Annotated in this window: 16 protein-coding genes; 10 read left to right on the top strand and 6 right to left on the bottom strand. The window is 55.1% G+C overall.

Annotated elements, in window-relative coordinates:
* Positions 1-36: 36 nt before the first annotated feature.
* Positions 37-1,086: a plasmid segregation protein ParM domain-containing protein gene (gene parM / locus D5067_RS21345; RefSeq protein ID WP_119937866.1), complete on the top strand. Its 1,050-nt coding sequence runs from the start codon at positions 37-39 to the stop codon at positions 1,084-1,086.
* Positions 1,079-1,594 carry a hypothetical protein gene (locus D5067_RS21340; protein ID WP_119937865.1) on the top strand — a complete coding sequence of 172 codons (516 nt, stop codon included), beginning with the start codon at positions 1,079-1,081 and terminating at the stop codon, positions 1,592-1,594. The genes parM and D5067_RS21340 overlap by 8 nt, the downstream gene beginning before the upstream one ends.
* A 57-nt stretch (positions 1,595-1,651) precedes the next feature.
* Here the strand turns inward: D5067_RS21340 and D5067_RS21335 are convergent, their stop codons facing one another.
* Complete coding sequence (locus D5067_RS21335) at positions 1,652-1,933, bottom strand: YjcB family protein (protein WP_119937864.1); 282 nt, start codon at positions 1,931-1,933, stop codon at positions 1,652-1,654.
* 441 nt (positions 1,934-2,374) lie between these two features.
* On the opposite strand from D5067_RS21335, the gene D5067_RS21330 reads away from it, so the two are divergent.
* A complete protein-coding gene (locus tag D5067_RS21330; protein ID WP_119937952.1) occupies positions 2,375-3,775 on the top strand; it encodes a GGDEF domain-containing protein in 1,401 nt (466 codons plus the stop codon).
* A 328-nt stretch (positions 3,776-4,103) separates the two neighbouring features.
* Positions 4,104-5,669 (top strand): cyclic di-3',5'-guanosine monophosphate phosphodiesterase PdeC, encoded by a 1,566-nt coding sequence (pdeC, locus tag D5067_RS21325; protein WP_119937863.1) that lies wholly within the window; start codon positions 4,104-4,106, stop codon positions 5,667-5,669.
* Positions 5,670-5,674: 5 nt separating this feature from the next.
* On the opposite strand, the gene soxS is transcribed toward pdeC, so the two are convergent.
* On the bottom strand, positions 5,675-6,001 hold the full coding sequence (soxS, locus tag D5067_RS21320; RefSeq protein ID WP_119937862.1) for a superoxide response transcriptional regulator SoxS: 327 nt from the start codon (positions 5,999-6,001) through the stop codon (positions 5,675-5,677).
* Positions 6,002-6,099: 98 nt separating this feature from the next.
* On the opposite strand from soxS, the gene soxR reads away from it, so the two are divergent.
* From soxR to D5067_RS21300, 4 genes are all read left to right on the top strand, one after another.
* Positions 6,100-6,558: a redox-sensitive transcriptional activator SoxR gene (gene soxR / locus D5067_RS21315; RefSeq protein ID WP_119937861.1), complete on the top strand. Its 459-nt coding sequence runs from the start codon at positions 6,100-6,102 to the stop codon at positions 6,556-6,558.
* A gap of 367 nt (positions 6,559-6,925) precedes the next feature.
* Complete coding sequence (locus D5067_RS21310) at positions 6,926-7,597, top strand: glutathione S-transferase family protein (protein WP_119937860.1); 672 nt, start codon at positions 6,926-6,928, stop codon at positions 7,595-7,597.
* Between the two features lie 296 nt (positions 7,598-7,893).
* The gene (gene ghxP / locus D5067_RS21305; protein ID WP_119937859.1) at positions 7,894-9,243 is read left to right on the top strand and encodes a guanine/hypoxanthine transporter GhxP; all 1,350 of its coding nucleotides are present in this window, start codon (positions 7,894-7,896) and stop codon (positions 9,241-9,243) included.
* 152 nt (positions 9,244-9,395) lie between these two features.
* Positions 9,396-11,042 (top strand): Na+/H+ antiporter, encoded by a 1,647-nt coding sequence (locus tag D5067_RS21300; protein WP_119937858.1) that lies wholly within the window; start codon positions 9,396-9,398, stop codon positions 11,040-11,042.
* Between the two features lie 75 nt (positions 11,043-11,117).
* Here D5067_RS21300 and D5067_RS21295 read toward each other — a convergent pair whose 3' ends face one another.
* Positions 11,118-12,005: a LysR family transcriptional regulator gene (locus D5067_RS21295; protein WP_119937857.1), complete on the bottom strand. Its 888-nt coding sequence runs from the start codon at positions 12,003-12,005 to the stop codon at positions 11,118-11,120.
* A gap of 102 nt (positions 12,006-12,107) precedes the next feature.
* Between D5067_RS21295 and D5067_RS21290 the strand changes: the two genes are divergently transcribed.
* Entirely contained in the window at positions 12,108-12,518 is a 411-nt protein-coding gene (locus tag D5067_RS21290) for a CidA/LrgA family protein (RefSeq protein WP_119937856.1), read from the top strand.
* Positions 12,511-13,200: an LrgB family protein gene (locus D5067_RS21285; protein WP_119937855.1), complete on the top strand. Its 690-nt coding sequence runs from the start codon at positions 12,511-12,513 to the stop codon at positions 13,198-13,200. Before D5067_RS21290 ends, D5067_RS21285 begins: the two co-directional genes overlap by 8 nt.
* 31 nt (positions 13,201-13,231) lie before the next feature.
* Here D5067_RS21285 and actP read toward each other — a convergent pair whose 3' ends face one another.
* The 3 genes from actP to acs all read right to left on the bottom strand — a co-directional run bounded on the left by actP (position 13,232) and on the right by acs (position 17,286).
* On the bottom strand, positions 13,232-14,881 hold the full coding sequence (actP, locus tag D5067_RS21280) for a cation/acetate symporter ActP (protein WP_119937854.1): 1,650 nt from the start codon (positions 14,879-14,881) through the stop codon (positions 13,232-13,234).
* Positions 14,878-15,192, bottom strand: a complete 315-nt coding sequence (locus D5067_RS21275) for a DUF485 domain-containing protein (RefSeq protein WP_119937853.1) — start codon at positions 15,190-15,192, stop codon at positions 14,878-14,880. The genes actP and D5067_RS21275 overlap by 4 nt, the downstream gene beginning before the upstream one ends.
* Positions 15,193-15,327: 135 nt before the next feature.
* A complete protein-coding gene (gene acs / locus D5067_RS21270) occupies positions 15,328-17,286 on the bottom strand; it encodes an acetate--CoA ligase (protein ID WP_119937852.1) in 1,959 nt (652 codons plus the stop codon).
* Positions 17,287-17,705 lie beyond the last annotated feature (419 nt).

Here is a 17,705-nt window from a genome sequence, read left to right as displayed (position 1 = left end):
TGGCCCCCTTATTAAAGATTGACTGAGAACCTTTTTATGAACCAGACGCGCAAGAAATTCGCCATTGATGATGGCTCCACCAACGTAAAAATTAGCTGGATTGAGAACGGTACGCTGAAAACCGTCGTCTCCCCGAACTCTTTTCGCAAAGACTGGAAGAGCGCGGCGCTGCTGCGCGGCCAGGCGGTGCATAACTACACCATCGGCACCACCAAATACACCTATGATGCCACCTCAGATAAGGCGCTCTCTACGACCCACATCGACTACCAGTACGATGATTTAAACCTGCTGGCGGTGCACCACGCGCTGCTGCAAACGGGTGTTGCACCCTGTGACGTGGAGGTCATTGTCACGCTGCCGATCACCCAGTATTACAACCCGGACGACTGCCAGCGTAACGAGGAGCGAATTGAGGCGAAGCGCAAAAACCTGATGCGCGACATCACGCTGAACAAAGGCGAACTGTTCCGCATTGTCGATGTGCAGGTGATGCCGGAAAGCCTTCCGGCCGCGCTTTCACACCTGCTTAATTCCAACGTGAATGAATTTACCAAGTCGCTGGTTATTGACTGCGGCGGCACCACGCTGGATATGGGCGTGATTGTTGGCGAGTTTGACGATGTGTCCGCTATTTATGGCAATAACGAAATCGGCGTGGCGATGGTGACGGATGCGACCCGTAAGCTGCTGGCCGCTGCGGACAGTGATTCCAGCTATCTGGTGGCAAACGAGCTGATCAAGCGTCGTCACGATCTGGGTTTTGTACGGAGCGTCATTAACGATGAATCCCGCATTGACGAGATCCTTGAGAAGATTGCCATCAAGATCCAGGAGCTGGGTGACCAGGTGGCCTACGAAGCGAAGAAATTCGCCAAGAACCCGAACCGCGTCTATCTGGTCGGCGGCGGTGCGCACCTGATTGAAGGCGCGATCCGCGAGGTCTACGCGACGCTGGGTGACCGCGTTGTCAGTATTGATAACCCACAAAGCGCACTCTCCCGCGAAATTTGCCTTTACCACTCCGAGGCCGGCGCGCAGAGCGTAGAAGAACCTCTGATGGCAGAGGTGGGCGAGGATGCGTAAGGGGCAGATCCGCCGCGTCAATCTGTCACTTCATCTGGCCCCGGAGCAGTCGCGCGCGGACAGGCGTGCGGTGCAGCAGCTTCAGCAGTGGCACCAGTCGGTCAATCAGTCAGGCAGCATTGATGATTCGAATATGGAAATCCGTGCTTTTCATCGCGACGTTTATCTGGCGGGACTGCAGCTATTTTTGATGGACCCTGCGCTTTGCCACCATGTCGCGGAGTCGCTGGGGCGTGAAAACCTGACGGTTGAAACCTTGCTGAGTGAACTTCAGCCAGGGTTGAAGCCTGATGAGCCTTCAGCACCGCTGGCGGAGCTACAGAAAATACGCGACGAAGTGGCTGCGCTCAGGCCGCTGATGGAACAGCATCAGCTCGCGCTGCAGCAGCTGCGGATGGCGGCGAAAAACGTCACTACGCCAGCGCCCGAACGCGATAATGTTGAAGTGAGTAAGGTCGACGCACCGGTAGAAAAAATGCAGAAAATTCGACAGAAAGGGATTTTCTGAGGCGGTATTTTGCCCGGTTGCGGTTTGCTAACCGGGCACGTAACACATCAGACGCTATCAGGTAATGACCATCGGCCAGTCAGGCGGGGTATGGCTCATCGCTTCCACCATCACCACTTTGACGTTTTCCCAAATAGTTGCGATATCCAGCAGGGTAATGCCCAGCAGGCCAGTCGCGAACCAGCAGGCCGCGCCAACGCCCAGCAGGGTGCTGATGACTGCAAGACCGGCGTAGTCAGATTTACGAAACTGAATGTTCAGCGTGCTGGCTAAAAACATCAAAACCGCGCTGAACAGGGGCCAGCGCAGGAGAACCATGCTGGTAGTAATGGTTGCCATAAAACCCATCCTCGACAAAACAGACGTACTGGAATGAAACGATGTTTCTTGTTACATGAGATGTGTGAACTATATCACGTTTGCTGTTTTATTCGCCAGTGCCGGTGTGATGAAAAATGGGGATTTATTGCTCCGGAAAATATATCGTCACAGTCATGGTTTGCCTTTTGTCTCACACTTCATAATGAATTCATCGGGATAGCAAAACCTCTGCAATACGACTTAAGTTGTATAACGTTTACAGCATTAAACCTATGGATTATGCTTGATTGGACAAATAAGTGTACCCGCTGAAATAATTCAGATATATGAATAGTCTGGTTTTTTTATTATTTTGTATTCTTTTTTTTACACTCAGCATGTTAATCGAACACCTTGTGTTTTATTAATCTGATTTATGTTTTGCGGTTGCGATATTAATTAATGACCTGCGAAAAAACGATGAAAGAAAAAAGACGCGAGATTGTTAATGACAGTATGCAGGCGTTGCACGCGCTGGCGAAGCTAATGCCTGGACTCAACGCGCAGTGTTCGCTGACGGAAATGCTGGAGACCATCAACAAGGCATTGGGCTCAACGCTTGCCTGGGTGAGCGTTGATAACAACGGGCAACAGCGCGTGGTCTGCGCAGGCGACGTCACCTGCCATTCGTTCAACGTCGCTGATTTTCTGGCAAGTACCCTGCTGCAGCGACATCATCGCGCCTGGCGCGTGGTCTACTGGAAAGAGAACATTGGTCAGGCGATTTTTCCCCCTCAACATCCCGGATATTCGCTGCTGCAAAGCGGGGTGCTGTGTAAACTTTCTACCCATGACTGGCAATCCAGCGGTTATTTCTTCCTGGCATTTAATGAGAAGCTAGCCTCTTTGCCGGTTCTTAAAAATATCGTTGTAATACTGGTCGAAAAATTAAAAGACTATTTCGCAGAGATCCTGGCCCGGGAAAAAACCGCGCAAGAAATGCAGCGGGTCGTTACCCAGTACAAAACCTTATTTGAACGTGCTCCAGTGCTCATGAATGCGTTCGACAGGCACAATCGCTGCGTGTTGTGGAACGCCGAATGTGAAAAAGTGTTTGGCTGGAGCATGGCGGAGATTGCTACCCACGCCGATCCGCTGACGCTGTTTTACCCCGATCCTGAAGAGCGACGACGGGTGCGGGAGTCCGTTCATATCTCACCCCTGAAGGATATGTATGAATGGCACCCTGTGCATAAAGACGGGACGCCGCTGACCATCCTCTGGTCAAACATTCTGTTGCCGGACAACTCGATTCTCAATATTGGCCTGGATATTACGGAGCGTAAAAAAGCCGAACAGCAGCTGGCGGTGAAGGCCACGACTGACGATTTAACCGGCTGTTTTAATCGCTCTGCGATTTTGCAGCGGCTCAAGCTGGCGCTGGCGACAAGCTCGCGGCAGGATGCCAAAAGCCATTTCAGCGTGCTGATGTTCGACCTGGATTACTTTAAGCAGATTAACGATGCGTGGGGCCATCAGGTGGGCGATGCGGCGCTGCTCCACTTCTGCGATCAAATCAGAGCGTTAAGTCCGGCAGGATCTGCGCTGGGGCGCGTGGGCGGGGAGGAGTTTTTACTCCTGCTCGCCCAGGCCGACGGTGAGGCGGCCATGGGTTTGTCTGCCCGCCTGCGCACCGCGCTTATCACCAAACCGTTGCGGGTGGGTGATAAAACGGTCGTGCTCTCCTTCAGTGCCGGGGTGGTCGAGGTCTGTCAGGGGCACCGCGATACTTCTGCATTACTGACGCGTGCTGATAAAGCTTTATATGACGCCAAACGGACAGGAAGAGGGAAAACGGTCATCGCATCTGATTATTTATAAATCAATGCGGGAACCCCGCGCAGACAATTTCATGTTGATGTTGTCCTTTTTTCATGCTGACAAAAGTTTGCTTTAATCAACGATCCGCTGTTGTGTTATCTTAAAATCATCCGCACATTCTGGATAATAATTTCCCCTAATAGAAACGGAACGAATACTTTCAATTTGGCTTACGGGAAAATATTATCGTCATAACGAAAATTAAGATTTTTAATACTAAAAGTCAGTTGCTAACTTCGCATGATTCATGCAACGTAATCACCTGTTTACCAAAGCATCCGGCCTTCATTACTACAGGCGTATAAAATGCAGGGTTATAGGGCGGGAAATGAATCGTAGCGCGCGGCGCAAAATGCTCAGAGTGATAGGGATCATCATGGTAGTTATGCTGCCTGTGATGCTTGCGCTATGGTTTGCCCAGCTAAGAGCCGAGACGGAAACAAGCGCCCAGCTAAGTACATTTGCCGAACTGGCTTTAGACAAAACTGAACTGGTTATTCAACAGGTTGATTTAGCACGGGATGAGGCTGAAAAATATCAGGGTCAGCTGTGTACACCAGAACATCGTCAATATATGTTGAACGTGGTTCGTGGCCGCCTGTTCGTTGCTGATTTAATTTATGCAGAGGGTCAGAATTTTCTCTGCTCGACCGTTTTTACCCCCGAGCATCCTTACGTTATTCCTGCCGCCAATTACAACCGTAAACCCGACGTTGCAATCTATTATTATCGCGATACGCCATTTTTTGCTGGTTATAAAATGACATATATGCAGCGCGGTAATTATGTCGTGGTGGTCAATCCGCTTTCTTACAGCGAAGTGATGTCTGCCGATCATTCCCTGTCATGGGGGGTGTATGACACGGTAACCAATGCTTTCTTTTCCGTCAGCCAGAAAGCCAATATTTCATTATTAAATTCGCAGATTCAACATAAGGAATCGGCCTTTCAAAAGGATGACCGTTTTTACACGATAGTAAAATCGGATAAACGTCCTATTGCCGCCATTGTTTCTACATCGACTCAGCGTTTTTATGAATCGCTCTATCACCAGGCCACGCTAACGTTACCGCTGGGGATGATTTGCAGCGTCATTATTTTGCTGGTGTGGTCACGTACGCATCGTGAGCTCAACTCGCCCGGGCGTCTGCTGCATCGGGCGCTGAACACGCGCCAGCTTCGGGTTCATTATCAGCCTATTATTGATATCAAAAATAACCAGTGCGTGGGGGCGGAAGCTCTATTACGCTGGCCCGGTTTTAACGGGCAGGTAATGAGCCCTGCGGAATTTATACCGCTGGCTGAAAAAGAGGGGATGATCGAGCGCATTACGGATTATGTTGTCGAAGAGGTATTCAGCGATCTGGGCCATTTCCTGGCTGCCCATCCGCAGCTCTATATTTCGATAAACCTGTCGGCGTCAGATTTCCACTCGTCGCGCCTGATCGCCATGATTTCCGACAAGGCCCGCTTTTACGCCGTGCGCGCGCAGCAGATCAAAATCGAAGTGACCGAACGCGGGTTTATCGACGTTCCTAAAACCACGCCGGTGATTCAGGCATTCCGCCAGGCGGGTTATGAGGTGGCGATCGATGATTTCGGAACCGGTTACTCGAACCTGCATAACCTCTATTCCCTGAACGTCGATATCCTCAAAATCGATAAATCGTTTGTTGATACCTTAACCACCAACAGCACCAGCCATCTGATTGCCGAACACATTATCGAGATGGCGCAAAGCCTGCGCCTGAAAACCATCGCCGAGGGCGTGGAGACGGCAGAGCAGGTGAGCTGGCTGTTAAAGCGTGGCGTGCAGTATTGTCAGGGATGGCACTTCGCGAAAGCAATGCCGCCGCAGGAGTTTATGACCTGGCAGCAGCAGCCCTTGCACTAAACGCATTAATTCAGCTGGTGGCGGTAATCGCTTGGCGTGCGATCGAACTCGCGGCGAAATACGCGGGAGAAAGTTTGTTGCGACACATAGCCTAGATCCATCGCGATATCGAAAATTGGCCGCTGCGTAGCGCGTAGCGCCTGCGCCGCCAGCAGTAACCTGCGCTGGCGGATGTACTCACCCAGCGTCTGATGCATGACGGTGCGGAACATCCTCTGTAAATACCATTTCGAATAGCCCGACTTTTTAGCGACCACATCAATGTTCAACGGTTGGTCGATATGTTCATCAATCCATTCAATAAGTGTCTGAATAATTTGCTGATGCGACATAAGGTTGCCTCTCTGGAGATACATCTATCTCTGTTGATTCGTCGTTTTCTCTGCGGGGGAGTATAATTCCTCAAGTTAACTTGAGGTAAAGAGGTTTTATGGAAAAGAGATTGCCGCGAATAAAAGCGCTTTTAACCCCCGGTGAAGTGGCAAAGCGCAGCGGCGTTGCGGTGTCGGCGCTCCACTTCTATGAAAGCAAAGGGTTAATTAAAAGTATCCGTAACGGCGGAAACCAGCGGCGCTATACCCGCGACGTGCTTCGTTACGTCGCGATCATTAAAATTGCGCAACGCATTGGGATCCCCCTGGCCACCATCGGCGATGCCTTCGGCGTATTACCTGAGGGTCATACGCTGAGCGCGAAGGAGTGGAAGCACCTTTCGTCCCAGTGGCGGGAGGAGCTGGACCGGCGTATCCATACCCTTGTTGCACTGCGCGATGAGCTGGACGGCTGCATTGGGTGCGGGTGTTTGTCGCGCAGCGATTGTCCGTTGCGAAACCCCGGCGACACGCTGGGTGCGCAGGGGACGGGGGCGCGACTGCTGGAGGAGGATTGAGTCTGTGCGGACGGTTTGCCGGGTGGCGGCTGCGCCTTACCCGGCCTACAAAACCGAGAACGTAGGCCGGGTAAGCGAAGCGTCACCCGGCAAAAAGCACAGTAAAAAACTAAAGCGCCACGAGGGCGCTTTAGTTTATTCCCGGTCTTTGTCTTTCTCTCTATCCCGCTGGCTCACGGGAGGGTTTCCCCCGACATCAGCACGCCTCATGTCGAGCAAGTTGAGGAGGTTCCGGTTTGTGCTGACACTTTAATTTTATGCAAAGCCTTACTTTTCGCCAGCGCGAGCGGTGATTTTTTCGCCAAAAAATTTTCGCGATGTTGTTCGATTTTCTATAGTTAACAGGTATGAATCACAGGAGAAAATCATGCTAACGGTCCACCATCTAAACCAGTCGCGTTCACATCGTGTGATTTGGGCACTGGAAGAGCTTTCCCTTCCCTACGAGATCGTTCGCTACCAGCGCGAAAAAACCATGCTGGCTCCTGAGTCCCTTAAACGGGTCCATCCTTTGGGTAAATCACCGGTCATTGAAGACAACGGGCTGATCCTCGCAGAGTCCGGCGCCATTCTCGAGTACCTTCAGGAAACCTATGACGCCGAATCCCGTCTTAAGCCGTTAGATCCCGCGCATAAAGTTCAGTACCGCTTCTGGCTGCATTACGCCGAAGGTTCGCTGATGCCGCTGCTGCTCATGAAGCTGGTCTTCAACAGCCTGGGTAAGCCGCCCGTGCCGTTTGGCATGAGGACGCTGGGGAAAGCGCTGGGGCAGGGGGTGCAAAAAGCGTATCTCAACCGCCAGCTGGAAACGCATGCGCGCTTTATTGAATCGCATCTTGCTGAAAACAGCTGGTTTGCGGGCGATGCGCTCAGCATGGCCGATATCCAGATGAGTTTCCCTGTCTTTGCTCTGCTGGCGCGCGGCGGGATTGAAAACCTGCCGCATACTCAGGCGTGGAAGAAAAAGGTCGAGGATCGTCCCGGGTGGCAGAGAACCCTGGAGCAGGGCGGTCCGCTCAGTATCCCAGGCGAAGGATGAAATGTTACTAAATTGCGCACTGACGATAACGTTTGCGCATCCTCTGCTTATTTCTTCATCGCTGTAAGGGAATTTTAGCGAAAAACGAGAAAGTTCAGTTGAAAAGGGCGGGTATTAGGCTAGATAATCGTTTGCCTAAAATTGACCACCCGTTTTGTAAGCGCGGAGCTAAACGTTTGCTTTTTTTGTGACGCCCCTTTCGTCGCAAACGCAGCACAGGGATTTGACGTTTTGCTGGCAGTGGAGTCTCCACCACGCTTACGGACTTCTATAAAAACTCTCAGGGGATGTTTTCTATGTCTACGCCATCTGCGCGTACCGGCGGTTCACTTGACGCCATGTTTAAAATTTCTGCACGCGGCAGCACCGTGCGTCAGGAAGTCGTTGCCGGTCTGACAACGTTTCTGGCGATGGTTTACTCCGTCATCGTGGTGCCGGGGATGCTGGGCAAAGCGGGCTTCCCGCCTGCTGCCGTCTTTGTCGCGACCTGCCTGGTTGCCGGTGTGGGCTCCATCGTAATGGGCCTGTGGGCCAATCTGCCGCTGGCCATTGGCTGCGCCATCTCTCTGACTGCGTTTACCGCATTCAGCCTGGTACTGGGCCAGCACATCAGCGTGCCGGTTGCGCTGGGCGCCGTGTTCCTGATGGGCGTACTGTTCACTATTATTTCTGCTACCGGCATCCGTAGCTGGATTTTGCGCAACCTGCCGCAGGGCGTGGCGCACGGTACGGGCATCGGTATCGGTCTGTTCCTGCTGCTGATTGCCGCGAACGGCGTTGGCCTGGTGGTTAAAAACCCACTCGACGGCCTGCCGGTGGCGCTGGGTCATTTCGCCAGCTTCCCGGTGATCATGTCCCTGATTGGCCTGGCGGTGATTATCGGCCTGGAAAAACTGAAGGTGCCGGGCGGCATTTTGCTGACCATTATCGGTGTCTCCATTGTTGGCCTGATCTTCGATCCGACCGTGCACTTCTCCGGTATCTTTGCCATGCCGTCCTTGAGCGATGACCAGGGCAATTCGCTGATTGGCAGCCTGGACATTGTGGGCGCGCTGAATCCGGTGATCCTGCCGAGCGTGCTGGCGCTGGTGATGACCGCCGTGTTTGACGCTACCGGTACTATCCGCGCGGTAGCCGGCCAGGCGAACCTGCTGGATAAAGACGGCCAGATTATCGACGGCGGCAAAGCGCTGACCACCGACTCCCTGAGCAGCGTCTTCTCTGGCCTGGTGGGGGCGGCTCCGGCAGCTGTGTACATTGAGTCCGCAGCGGGCACGGCGGCAGGCGGAAAAACCGGCCTGACGGCGATCACCGTCGGCGTGCTGTTCCTGCTGATCCTGTTCCTCTCTCCGCTTTCTTACCTGGTACCGGCTTACGCGACCGCGCCAGCGCTGATGTACGTCGGCCTGCTGATGCTGAGCAACGTGGCGAAAATCGACTTTGCTGACTTCGTGGACGCCATGTCTGGCCTGATCACGGCGGTATTTATCGTGCTGACCTGTAACATCGTTACCGGCATCATGATTGGTTTCGCATCGCTGGTGATTGGTCGCCTGGTTTCCGGTGAATGGCGCAAGCTGAACATCGGCACCGTCGTTATCGCTATCGCGCTGGTGGCGTTCTACGCCGGCGGTTGGGCAATCTAAGTTGTCCTTTTATGCGAAAACGGGTGGCTCAGGCCGCCCGTTTTTATTTTCGGAACACACGTCGTTGCCATTTGCGTTACTCTGGAGAAGATAGAATAAGAGGCACGACGCCTTAGGTTTGGCTTTTAAGCAACACAGCAAACAGGGAACGCATGGAAATCTTCTTCACAATACTCATCATGACCCTTGTGGTCTCGCTATCCGGGGTAGTTACACGCGTACTGCCCTTCCAACTGCCTTTGCCGCTCATGCAAATTGCCATTGGCGCGCTGCTGGCGTGGCCAACGTTTGGCCTGCACGTGGAGTTCGACCCGGAACTGTTCCTCGTGCTCTTTATCCCACCGCTGCTGTTTGCCGACGGCTGGAAAACGCCCACGCGCGAGTTCCTTGAGCACGGGCGAGAGATCTTCGGCCTGGCGCTGGCGCTCGTGGTGGTAACGGTGGTCGGGATTGGTTTCCTGATCTACTGGGCGGTGCCGGGTATTCCGTTAATTCCTGCCTTTGCGCTGGCGGCCGTGCTGTCGCCAACCGATGCCGTGGCGCTTTCCGGCATTGTGGGTGAAGGCCGTATTCCGAAGAAAATCATGGGCATTTTGCAGGGCGAGGCGCTAATGAATGACGCCTCTGGCCTGGTCGCCCTGAAGTTTGCCGTGGCGGTTGCCATGGGGACGATGGTGTTCACCGTGGGCGGTGCGACCGTTGAATTCTTCAAGGTGGCGATTGGCGGTATTCTGGCGGGCTTTGTGGTGAGCTGGCTGTACGGCCGCTCGCTGGGATTCCTCAGCCGCTGGGGCGGGGACGAGCCGGCAACGCAGATCGTTCTGCTGTTCCTGCTGCCGTTTGCCTCTTACCTGATTGCTGAACATATTGGCGTATCGGGCATTCTGGCGGCGGTTGCTGCGGGGATGACCATCACCCGCGCTGGCGTGATGCGCCGTGCGCCGCTGGCGATGCGCCTGCGTGCCAACAGCACCTGGGCAATGCTCGAGTTCGTGTTTAACGGCATGGTATTCCTGCTGTTGGGCCTGCAGCTGCCGGGCATTCTCGAGTCCTCGCTGGTGGCGGCAGAAGCTGACCCGAACGTTGAAACCTGGATGCTGTTCACCGACATCGTGCTGATTTACGTGGCGCTGATGCTGGTGCGTTTCGGCTGGCTGTGGACGATGAAAAGGTTCAGCGTGCGCTTCCTGACGAAAAAGCCGATGGAGTTCGGTTCGTGGACCACGCGCGAACTGCTGATTGCCTCATTTGCGGGCGTACGCGGGGCGATCACCCTTGCCGGTGTGCTCTCTATTCCGCTGCTGCTGCCTACCGGGGATGTCTTCCCGGCGCGTTACGAGCTGGTCTTCCTGGCGGCTGGCGTCATTCTGTTCTCGCTGTTTGTCGGCGTGATTATGCTGCCGATTTTACTCCAGCATATTGATGCCGGTGATTCGACCCAGCAGCATAAAGAAGAACGTATTGCGCGGGCGGCTACCGCTGAAGTAGCAATTGTCGCCATCCAGAAAATGGAGGAGCGCCTGGCCGCGGATGCGGAAGAGAACATCGATAATCAGCTGCTGACGGAAGTGAGTTCCCGCGTGATTGGTAACCTGCGTCGTCGGGCCGACGGGCGTAACGATGTGGAAAGCTCGCTGCAGGAGGAGAACCTTGAACGGCGGTTCCGTCTGGCGGCGCTGCGCTCAGAGCGTGCCGAGCTGTACCACCTGCGCGCCACGCGCCAGATCAGCAACGAGACGCTGCAAAAGCTGCTGCACGATCTGGACCTGCTGGAAGCGCTGTTGATAGAGAATCAGTAGCGCTGGTTTTGCCCGGTGGCGCTGCGCTTACCGGGCCTACGTGCTCGATCCGTTCCCTCTCCCTGTGGGAGAGGGTTAGGGTGAGGGCACCCAAAACCCCTCACAACATTGCAGCCACGCCTGCGCGCTCTGCGACAAATATACCCCTTCACGCCAGATCATCCCCAGCTGCCAGTACAAATCGCTTTCCAGCGGGATCCAGCGCAGCGTGTTTTTATCCAGCCGCTCGCAAATCGGCTGCGGCAGGATGGCAATCCCCACGCCGGCCTGCACCATTGCCGCCAGAAAATCCCACTGCCCGCTACGTACTGCTATCCGCGGCTTCACGTTGTGCTGGTTAAACAGCGCCATCAGCTGGCGGCTGAGGGCAAAATCTTCGTTGTAGATCAGCAGAGGATGCTCGCCGAGCCGCTCGGGCTTCACGGCGTCGACTTGTAGCCACTCGCCGGAGCGGGGAACCAGCACGCACAGCGGATGGCTAAAGAGCGGCAGCGTTGCCAGCCCGCTCTCTTCCTCTACCGGAAGCGCCGTCATCGCGACGTCCAGCTCGCCGTTGGTGACCGCCTGCTGAACGGTCAGGCCGCCGAATTCGGATATTTTCAGCTCGACGCCGGGGTAGCGCTGGCGAAACAGGCTAATCGGCCCGGCCATCATCATGCCCACCATCGGCGGGATGCCAAGGCGCAGCACGCCTTTCGTCAGATGGTTGATATCATCAAGCTCTGCTTCCAGCTGGCGGAACTCCGCCAGGATCGCCAGCCCGCGTTCAAACACCACGCGGCCGGTATCGGTCATCAACAGCTTGCGCCCGTCGCGGATAAGCAGAGTGCAGTTCAGTTCATCTTCGAGGTTTTTCAGCATTTTGCTGATGGTAGGTTGGGTAACAAACAACTTCTCCGCTGCGCGGGTAAAACTTTGCTGACGAACCACTTCGACAAAATAGCGCAGCGTTCTTATGTCCATGATTATTCCTCGGAACTATACCTTCGATGATTTTAATTCATTTCAGTCGATTACGTGCGGTCTCTATACTGGCGCCTCGTCTCATTTTTGAGGAAATCACCCATGGCCGTGGCGTTAAGCCGCTTTACGCCTGCCGTTGTGCAACGACTCCAGGTACCGGTTCAGGTACTGCTCTATGCGGGACTCTTTGTTTTCGCGGAATATCTTGTCAACTGGCTGAGTCTGCCCCTGCCTGCCAACCTGGTGGGAATGGTGCTGATGCTGACGCTCATTCTCTGTCGCGTTATTCCGCTTCGCTGGGTGCGCGCCGGTGCGCGCTGGCTGCTGGCGGAGATGCTGCTGTTCTTTGTGCCCGCCGTGGTGGCGGTGGTGAACTATGCGCAGCTGCTGATGGTCGACGGCTGGCGCATCTTTGCCGTTATTGCCCTCAGTACGCTGATGGTGCTGGGAACGACCGCCTGGGTGGTGGATAAAGTGTATCGGTATGAAATCAGCAGGCACAAGCATGACTAACTTTCAGATTAGCGTGATGTGCCTGGCGGCGACGCTGGTTATCTACTTTGCCAACAAGCGTCTGTACCGCCGCTTTCACGCTCTGCCGCTGATGCCGCTGGTGTTCACACCGATCCTGCTGGTGCTGATGCTGATTTTCGGGCATATCTCCTGGCAGAACTATATTGGTGAATCCCACTGGCTGCTGTGGCTGCTCGGCCCGGCGACCATCGCTTTTGCCGTGCCTGTTTATGACAACCTCGCCGTTATCAAACGCCACTGGATGTCGCTCAGCGCGGGTGTTGTCACCGCGACGGTGGTGGCGGTGTGCAGCTCCGTCTGGCTGGCGCGGCTGTTTACCCTGTCGGATGAGATTCAGCGTAGCCTGGCCGTGCGCTCGGTAACCACGCCGTTTGCGCTGGCGGCAGCCAGGCCGCTCGGCGGACAGCCGGATCTGGTGGCGCTGTTTGTCGTCGTCACGGGCGTGTTCGGCATGGCGGTCGGCGATATGCTGTTTTTACGCCTCTCCATCCGTGAAGGTATGGCGAAAGGGGCAGGCTTTGGCGCGGCGTCGCACGGGGCGGGCACGGCACGTTCGTATGAACTCGGCCAGCAGGAGGGCGTTGTCGCGAGCCTGGTGATGATGCTCTCAGGCGTAGTGATGGTGCTGATTGCGCCGCTCGTGGCGCGGGTGATGTTTTAAGCTCCCCGACCGGATGGCCGGGGAGAAGGACTTAGTGCGCGCGGCCCTGTTCAACGCCCAGGCCGGTTTGTGAACGGATAAACTGGGCGCGGAATTTCTCGCGCTCCAGGTTACCCTCCGGCGAGTTGTCCGTGGCCGAGAAGAACCAGATGCCGATAAACGCCACGGCAATGGAGAACAGCGCCGGGTATTCGTACGGGAAGATGGCCTTTTCATGGCCGAGGATCTGCACCCAAATTGTCGGGCCAAGGATCATCAGAACCACCGCCGTCAGCAGCCCCAGCCAGCCGCCAATCATCGCCCCACGAGTAGTCAGTTTTGACCAGTACATGGAGAGCAGGATGATGGGGAAGTTGCAGCTTGCCGCAATCGAGAAGGCCAGCCCCACCATAAAGGCGATGTTCTGCTTCTCGAACAGGATCCCCAGCAGGATTGCCACCACGCCCAGCACCAGCACCGTGATTTTAGAAACTTTCAGCTCGTCGCGCTCGCTGGCGCCTTTGCGGAACACGTTGGCGTAGAGGTCGTGCGATACCGCTGAAGCACCGGCCAGCGTCAGGCCCGCAACCACCGCGAGGATGGTGGCGAAGGCCACGGCCGAGATGAAGCCGAGGAACAGATTGCCGCCCACCGCGTCAGCCAGATGCACCGCCGCCATGTTGTTACCGCCAATCAGCGCGCCCGCCGCGTCTTTAAACGCCGGATTTGCACCCACCAGCATGATGGCGCCAAAGCCGATGATAAAGGTCAGGATGTAGAAATACCCCATGAAGCCGGTGGCGTAGAAGACGCTTTTACGCGCTTCACGCGCATCGCTGACGGTGAAGAAACGCATCAGGATGTGCGGTAAACCTGCGGTACCAAACATCAGCCCCAGACCGAGCGAGAGTGCGGATATCGGGTCTTTCACCAGCCCGCCAGGGCTCATGATGGCTTCCCCTTTCGGATGCACCGCCATCGCTTCGGTGAACAGGTTATTGAAGCTGAAGCCGACGTGTTTCATCACCATAAAGGCCATAAAGCTTGCGCCGAACAGCAGCAGTACCGCTTTGATGATCTGCACCCAGGTCGTTGCCAGCATGCCGCCGAACAGGACATACATCACCATCAATACGCCGACCAGCACCACCGCAACGTGGTAGTTCAGGCCGAACAGCAGTTCGATAAGCTTGCCCGCGCCTACCATCTGGGCGATCAAATACAACGCCACGACCACCAGAGAACCGCAGGCGGAGAGCATGCGGATGGGGCCTTGCTTAAGGCGATAGGAGGCGACGTCGGCAAAGGTAAAGCGCCCCAGGTTACGCAGGCGTTCGGCGATCAGGAACAGAATGATCGGCCAGCCGACCAGGAAGCCGAGAGAGTAGATCAGGCCGTCGTAGCCGGAGGTGTACACCAGCGCGGAAATCCCGAGGAAGGAGGCGGCAGACATAAAGTCGCCCGCAATCGCCAGCCCGTTCTGGAACCCGGTGATGTTGCCGCCAGCGGTGTAGTAATCATTACGCGAGCGCACGCGCTTCGACGCCCAGTAGGTGATATACAGCGTCAGCAGGACGAAAATGAGGAACATGATGATTGCCTGCCAGTTGGTTGGCTGGCGCTGTACCTCGCCGGTAATGGCATCAGCCGCGTTGGCGGCAAACGGAAGGGCGGCGGCAAGCGCCGTCAGGACTCGCTTCATGATGCTTTTACCTCACGCAGGACTTCTTTATTAAGACGATCGAATTCGCCGTTCGCGCGCCAGACGTACACGCCGGTCAGGACAAACGAAATGACAATCACGCCAATGCCAATGGGAATACCGCGCGTGACGCTGGTACCCGCGTGCAGCGGTGTACCGAGCCAGTGCGGGGCAAAGGCGATGAGCATAATAAAGCCGACGTAGATGATCAGCATGATGATGGAAAGGATGAAGGCAAACCGTTGCCGTTTTTCGACGAGCTCCCTGTAGTGCGCACTATTCTCTATCTGCTGACAAATATCGTTATTCATCACAGAGTCTCCAAAGGTAAGGTTGGTTTGTTTTTAGTCCCCTCTCCCGTTTGGGGAGAGGGTTAGGGTGAGGGGAGGAAGGTGCGGTCTGATGCCCTCACCCCGGCCCTCTCCCACGGGGAGAGGGAGGAAAAATTACGATGGCATTGCGATGGCCTGCTTCTCTTCGAGCAGTTTGTCCACCACGCCAGGATCGGCGAGCGTTGAGGTATCGCCGAGGTTGCTGGTATCACCCGCGGCGATTTTGCGCAGGATGCGGCGCATAATTTTGCCGGAACGGGTTTTCGGCAGCGAGTCGGTCCAGTGCAGCACGTCCGGCGTAGCAAGCGGGCCAATCTCTTTACGCACCCAGTTACGTACCTCCGCATACAGCTCTGGCGACGGCTCTTCGCCGTGGTTCAGGGTGACGTAAGCGTAAATCGCCTGGCCTTTAATATTGTGTGGAATGCCCACAACGGCGGCTTCGGCAATCTTCGGATGTGATACCAGCGCGGATTCAATCTCAGCCGTACCCAGACGGTGGCCGGAGACGTTGAGCACGTCGTCCACGCGTCCGGTTATCCAGTAATAACCGTCTTCGTCACGGCGCGCGCCGTCGCCGCTGAAATACATGTTTTTGAAGGTGGAGAAGTAGGTCTGCTCGAAGCGCTCGTGGTCGCCGAACAGGGTACGCGCCTGGCCCGGCCAGGAGTCTGTGATCACCAGGTTGCCCTCGGTGGCCCCTTCCTGAGGATTGCCTTCGTTATCCACCAGCGCAGGCTGCACGCCGAAGAATGGTCGCGTTGCGGAGCCCGCTTTCAGCTTTGTGGCTCCCGGCATTGGGGTGATCATGAAGCCGCCGGTTTCGGTCTGCCACCAGGTGTCCATCACCGGGCATTTCTCATTGCCGATTTTCTTCCAGTACCACTCCCAGGCTTCAGGGTTGATGGGTTCGCCCACGGAGCCGAGGATGCGCAGGGAAGAGCGGTCAGTCCCTTCAATCGCTTTGTCACCTTCCGCCATCAGGGCGCGGATGGCCGTTGGCGCGGTGTAGAGAATATTGACCTTATGTTTATCGACCACCTGACACATGCGCGCCGGGGTTGGCCAGTTGGGTATGCCTTCAAACATCAGCGTCGTTGCGCCGCACGCCAGCGGGCCGTACAGCAGGTAGCTGTGGCCGGTGACCCAGCCTACGTCGGCGGTACACCAGTAGATGTCGCCGGGATGGTAGTCGAAGACGTATTTAAAGGTGGTGGCCGCATAAACCAGATAGCCGCCGGTGGTGTGCAGCACGCCTTTCGGCTTGCCGGTGGAGCCGGAGGTATAGAGGATAAACAGCGGGTCTTCGGCATTCATCTCTTCCGGTTCGTGCTGGTCGCTCGCTTGCTCAATCAGGTCGCTCCACCACAGATCGCGGCCCTCGTTCCAGTCGATCTTGCCGCCGGTACGCTTGAGCACGATGACGTTGCTGATGGTTTTCACGTTCGGGTTTTTCAGCGCTTCATCAACGTTTTTCTTTAGCGGAATACCGCGCCCGGCGCGCACGCCTTCATCAGCGGTGATCACCAGCTTCGAGTTGGAGTCGACAATACGCCCGGCAACGGCTTCCGGCGAGAAGCCGCCAAAGATAACGGAGTGGATCGCGCCGATGCGCGCGCAGGCCAGCATGGCGACTGCGGCTTCAGGCACCATTGGCATATAGATAGCGACCACGTCGCCTTTTTTAATGCCTTGTTCCAGCAGCACATTCGAGAAACGGCAGACGTCGCGGTGCAGCTCTTGATAGGTGATATGTTTGCTCTGAGAGGCATCGTCGCCTTCCCAGATAATGGCCGTTTCGTTGCCGCGCTCGGCAAGGTGGCGGTCCAGGCAGTTCGCCGCCAGGTTCAGGGTGCCGTCTTCATACCATTTAATGGAGACATTGCCCGGCGCAAAGGAGGTGTTTTTCACCTTTTGATACGGTGTGATCCAGTCAAGGATATGGCCCTGCTCGCCCCAGAAGATATCTGGGCTGGAGACGGATTGCTGATACTTCTCGTGGTACTGCTCCGGGTTTATCAGGCAACGGTCCGCAATATTTGCGGGAATGTCGTGTTTGTGGATTTGGCTCATGGCTTTTTTTCTCCTTGTAAGATGTTAATAATATGTCGCAAAAACGTTAATAGTAGGGGCTTTACAAGCTTTGTTTAGTATTTGGGCGGCAGATCACGCATTGTTTGAATAGATTGAAAAATGAGCGAATGAAACTTTGAAGGGAAATAATTTAGAGGCAGGATTATTCACAAATGATTGGAAAAAAGCGTTTTTATAACAAAAGGTTATTTATAAGAATTATTACAAATTAACGTCATAGACCCTTTTTTCAGTGAAATGCCTCGTTCTTTAAGGCTTGCACAGCATGCCGTGCAAATGATACTCATACGCCGCGTTAAAAAACTCCATAAACCAACGCAACACAATTCATACCCTTTCAGTATGTCCCCATATTCATGCAGTTTGCGTGAATAAGGTGCTTCATTGAGGAAGTCAGT

Source organism: Enterobacter huaxiensis (assembly GCF_003594935.2).
Classification (GTDB): domain Bacteria; phylum Pseudomonadota; class Gammaproteobacteria; order Enterobacterales; family Enterobacteriaceae; genus Enterobacter; species Enterobacter huaxiensis.
Note: the sequence above shows the minus strand (reverse complement) of the source record. Positions and strands in the feature narration are given on the sequence as shown.